The sequence below is a fragment of the Aurantimonas sp. A3-2-R12 genome (assembly GCF_036016755.1).
Classification (GTDB): domain Bacteria; phylum Pseudomonadota; class Alphaproteobacteria; order Rhizobiales; family Rhizobiaceae; genus Aurantimonas; species Aurantimonas coralicida_A.
In genome coordinates this window covers 1-1,805 of sequence record NZ_JAYXIH010000109.1, presented here as the reverse complement: position 1 = coordinate 1,805, position 1,805 = coordinate 1, and the positions used below count along the sequence as shown (strand labels likewise).

Sequence of the window (1,805 nt, the reverse complement as noted above, 5' to 3'; positions counted from 1 at the left end):
TCATGGCCACCGGCACCAAGCCAGAAACCGTCCGCATTTCCACCGCAGCCGCCTGAAACGGAGCCGCTTCAGTTACACCCCAATTTCCACCACGTTGACGGACACGACCGGCGAACGCTATTGCGAGGGTGCGAACCCTGCGGAGCCTGCCAAGGGCCGTGCGCGGACTGCCCGGCGCGGCTGCACCGGCCGGAAACCCTGGAGGTTTGGCAGATCCGGGACCTCCTCGGCCGCTTGGGCGGCCAGCTTCGAGTGCTGCCGGGTGCCGTGATCGGCTGGGATCTGAATGCAGCGCTCAGCTTGGGCGATGCGCTTGGCTTGGCGTCCGCCGCCATGGCCGAGCTTCTGCCTGTCATCGAAGCGGTGATGGTGCACAAGCTGAACGGGGAAATGGCCACCGATGGCGGTCCTGCGATCAGTCCTTGATCTTCTCGATCAGCGTGACGCCGGGAAGGCCCTCGAAATGCGCGTCGCAGGTCAGCAGCCCCGCGCCCTGCGCGCGAGCGCTTGCGTAAATGATGGCGTCGGCGGTTGCAAGCTTGTGCTCCCAGCAGGCCTCCGCCGCCGCCAGCGCAATCTCGGTGTCGAGCGGGACGACCCGGCAGACCTGCGTAAACGCGATCACCTGATCCGCCCTGTCCTCGCCGACCTCGCGGGTGAGCCACTTTGCGAGTTCCAGTTGCACCATGGTCGGCACCAGCCAGTCTTCCTGCTCCGGAAGCTGTTCAGCCACCTTGTGTCCCGTGGCAGAGCCGATCAGCCATTCGATCCAGGCCGAGGTGTCGACGAGCACCATCAGACGCGGTCCGAGCGGTCCCGATGGTCGGTGGCAGAGGCGCCTCGTGCCAGGCCTGCAAGGCTCTCCCGCGTCGGGACCGGGACCAGCAGGACGCCGGTGCCCTTGGGGATGAAGGCGAAGGTCAGCCCGGCTTCCCAATGGTGGGCGCGCCGAATCGCTTTGGGGATCGAGATCTGGAACTTCGAGGACAGGGTCGCGGTCTCGGACATGATCGTACTTTCAATGGATCGATGGCGGGAACGTAAGACGCAACGCCCGGTAAATCAAGCAAGCCGACCCATGGCCGAGAAACGCGTCTCCGTCCGCCTCGCGGCCGAGATCGCCTGTCGGGGCACCGCCAAACTGCTGATCAATGAAGCGGCGCTCGACAAGCTGCAGTCGCGGCACGACCGACCGGTTGGGAAAGCCGCTGATCGTGCGCTCGGACTCTCGCAGCCCCAAGCAAAACAGGGCCGTCGGCGGCGCAAGCCGCTCCAAGCACCTCGACTGCGCCGCCTTCGACGTCGTCATGGCGAACCACGATCCCGCTGCCTTCGAGGTGGCCGACGTGAGGTCGGGTTCCTGGGCGCCGGGGTTTTACCCACGCTCGGGCCTCATTCATGTCGATCTTGGGCCGGTCCGCCGGAGGGGCGAGCGCTACCTGGACCGGGAGACGGCTTTCGCTGCGGAAACCCCGCCTGCGCGCTAAATGCTGGCCGACAGTCGTACCATGAAGGGCGGCGGCACTGCCGGTGAGGCGCCGCTGGCGTCGCCCGACACGGCGCGGGTGTCGTTGATCGCCTCGCTGTGCCGGCTGCCTCCTGAGTAAGCACGCACCGGCCGCCCGCCGCCGTCTACTCGGCGGCCATCTGGAAACCTGGCGTCGAACGCGACAGCGCCGTCTCCTCCTCGGTCATGTCCTCGGGGATCGACTCGAACAGCGGCGTTGACATGTAGCGTTCGCCCGTGTCGGGCAGCATGCAGAGGATGACGGTCCCCGGCTCGGCCCGTTCGGCGATCTTCATGG

The 1,805-nt window shown here is 66.6% G+C and carries 5 protein-coding genes; 2 read left to right on the top strand and 3 right to left on the bottom strand.

Annotated elements, in window-relative coordinates:
* Positions 1-426: DUF7697 family protein (locus VSX60_RS22230; protein WP_327626413.1), on the top strand; the 426-nt coding region annotated here is incomplete at its 5' end.
* Here VSX60_RS22230 and VSX60_RS22225 read toward each other — a convergent pair.
* From VSX60_RS22225 to VSX60_RS22215, 3 genes are read right to left on the bottom strand one after another with little or no spacing between them, the layout of a single operon-like run.
* On the bottom strand, positions 416-796 hold the full coding sequence (locus VSX60_RS22225; protein ID WP_327626412.1) for a type II toxin-antitoxin system VapC family toxin: 381 nt from the start codon (positions 794-796) through the stop codon (positions 416-418). The two genes, VSX60_RS22230 and VSX60_RS22225, sit on opposite strands and share 11 nt — an antisense overlap.
* Positions 796-1,008 carry an AbrB/MazE/SpoVT family DNA-binding domain-containing protein gene (locus VSX60_RS22220; RefSeq protein WP_327626411.1) on the bottom strand — a complete coding sequence of 71 codons (213 nt, stop codon included), beginning with the start codon at positions 1,006-1,008 and terminating at the stop codon, positions 796-798. Before VSX60_RS22220 ends, VSX60_RS22225 begins: the two co-directional genes overlap by 1 nt.
* Positions 1,009-1,018: 10 nt before the next feature.
* Positions 1,019-1,309 (bottom strand): hypothetical protein, encoded by a 291-nt coding sequence (locus VSX60_RS22215; protein WP_327626410.1) that lies wholly within the window; start codon positions 1,307-1,309, stop codon positions 1,019-1,021.
* Here VSX60_RS22215 and VSX60_RS22675 point away from each other — a divergent pair.
* Complete coding sequence (locus tag VSX60_RS22675; RefSeq protein WP_442873142.1) at positions 1,215-1,487, top strand: D-Ala-D-Ala carboxypeptidase family metallohydrolase; 273 nt, start codon at positions 1,215-1,217, stop codon at positions 1,485-1,487. The two genes, VSX60_RS22215 and VSX60_RS22675, sit on opposite strands and share 95 nt — an antisense overlap.
* Positions 1,488-1,805 lie beyond the last annotated feature (318 nt).